Genomic DNA, 1,983 nt, shown 5'->3' with positions numbered 1-1,983 from the left:
GGGAGAGTAGGACGCCGCCGAACAATTCATGATAAAGGGGAGAGCCCCGTGCCATACGGCACGGGGCTCTCCGCGTTTCGGATGCGGTGGGGGCCCTCGGGCCCCCCTTTTTTTGTTTTCCCGTCCTCCGTCCTCCGTGCTCGGAGGGTTTCTGTTCTCAGAGACGTCCCGCTGCCTTCAAGGCGAGGTAGGCGTCTGCCAAGGCCGGCGCCAGGTGGTCCGGGGTCGCTTCGACGACCGTGACGCCGTGGCGGCGGAGTTGGTCCGCGGTGCGGTCGCGTTCGGTCTGGGCCTGGGCCGCTGCCGCTGCCTCGTACACCGCGTCGGTGTTTCCGCGGGCCCTGGACATCCGGGCCAGATGAGGGTCGGCGACCGAGGCGAGCAGGACCGTGTGGCGCTGGGTGAGCTGGGCCAGCACGGGGAGCAGGCCCTCCTCGACGGGGGCCGCGTCGAGCGTCGTGAACAGGACGATCAGCGAGCGGCGAGGAGCTGTGCGCAGGGCCGTGGACACGAGGCTCCGGGCATCGGTCTCGACGAGCTCCGGTTCGAGGGTGGCCATGGTGCTGACGAGGGAGGAAAGGACATCCCCTGCCGAACGACCCTGCACGAGGGCGCGGAGGCGGCGGTCGTGGGCGAGGAGGTCGACGCGGTCGCCGGCCCGGGAGGCGAGGGCCGCGAGGAGCAGCGCCGCGTCCATGGAGGCGTCCAGGCGGGGAACGTCGCCGACCCGGCCCGCGGAGGTGCGGCCGGTGTCGAGGACCAGCAGGATGTGCCGGTCGCGTTCGGGGCGCCACGTGCGTACGGCCACGGCGGACTGGCGGGCCGTGGCACGCCAGTCGATGGAGCGGGTGTCGTCGCCGGGGACGTACGCGCGCAGGCTGTCGAACTCCGTGCCCTCGCCGCGGGTGAGGACACTGGTGCGGCCGTCCAGCTCGCGCAGGCGGGCCAGTTTGGACGGCAGGTGCTTGCGGCTGGTGAACGGCGGCAGCACACGGACCGTCCAGGGAACCGCGTGGGTGCCCTGGCGGGCGAACAGACCGAGTGGACCGTAGGACCGGACGGTGACGCGGTCCGCCCGGCGGTCGCCCCGGCGGGTGGGGCGCAGCCGGGTGGTGACGCGTCGGCGTTCACCCGCGGGGACCGTGAGGCGGTGCCGGGAGGCGGCCACCTCGGTGCCGGGCTGCCAGCTGCTGGGGGGCCAGGCGTCACGGATACGGGCCCGGAGCGGGCGACGGGACGTGTTGGTGACCGTCAGGGTGATGTCGGCGGTGTCGCCCAGGCGTACCGAGGTGTCGCCGGAACGGCTGAGGCCGAGCCGGCGCACGGGGGCGGCCAGGGCGAAGTCGCAGGCGCACGCCACGGCCAGGGGGGCGTTGACGGCGAGGAGTCCCGTCCAGCCCGGTTCCCAGAGACCGACGGGGAGGGAGCCGAGTGCCGCCAGGAGGGCGGCGCGTCCGGTGAGGGCCATCAGCGGGGGACGGGGACGTGGGTGAGGATCGCGTTGATGACCGAGTCGGTCGTGACGCCCTCCATCTCGGCCTCCGGCCGGAGCTGTACGCGATGGCGGAGGGTGGGCAGGGCGAGGGCCTTCACGTCGTCGGGGGTGACGTAGTCGCGTCCCGTCAGCCAGGCCCAGGCGCGGGCGGTCGACAGGAGGGCGGTGGCCCCCCGGGGGGAGACGCCGAGCGAGAGGGACGGCGACTCGCGTGTGGCGCGGCAGATGTCGACGACGTAGGCGGTGATCTCGGGGGAGACCGTCGTCTTCGCGACCGCGGCGCGGGCCGTTTCCAGGTCGGCGGCGGTCGCCACGGGACGTACGCCGGCGGCGTGCAGGTCCTGGGGGTTGAAGCCCTCGGTGTGACGGGTGAGGACGTCGATCTCGTCCTGGCGGGAGGGCAGCGGGATCGTGAGTTTGAGGAGAAAGCGATCGAGCTGGGCCTCGGGGAGGGGGTAGGTGCCCTCGTACTCCACGGGGTTCTGGGT

Annotated in this window: 2 protein-coding genes; both read right to left on the bottom strand. The window is 73.0% G+C overall.

Going from position 1 to position 1,983, the window contains the following annotated elements; translation table 11 throughout:
• Window positions 1-157: 157 nt before the first annotated feature.
• Window positions 158-1,468, bottom strand: a complete 1,311-nt coding sequence (locus AOK18_RS13360; protein WP_055694487.1) for a DUF58 domain-containing protein — start codon at window positions 1,466-1,468, stop codon at window positions 158-160.
• The coding region (locus tag AOK18_RS13355; protein ID WP_167738683.1) for an AAA family ATPase at window positions 1,468-1,983 on the bottom strand (516 nt) is incomplete at its 5' end. The genes AOK18_RS13355 and AOK18_RS13360, both read right to left, overlap by 1 nt.

It is taken from the genome of Streptomyces prasinopilosus, from assembly GCF_001419695.1.
Taxonomy (GTDB): Bacteria; Actinomycetota; Actinomycetes; order Streptomycetales; family Streptomycetaceae; genus Streptomyces; species Streptomyces prasinopilosus.
This window is presented reverse-complemented; position numbering and strand designations above follow the sequence as displayed.

Bases quoted from the DNA above. Each gene is read 5' to 3' on its own strand.
- AOK18_RS13360 (WP_055694487.1), bottom strand. From the start codon at position 1,468: ATGGCCCTCACCGGACGCGCCGCCCTCCTGGCGGCACTCGGCTCCCTC.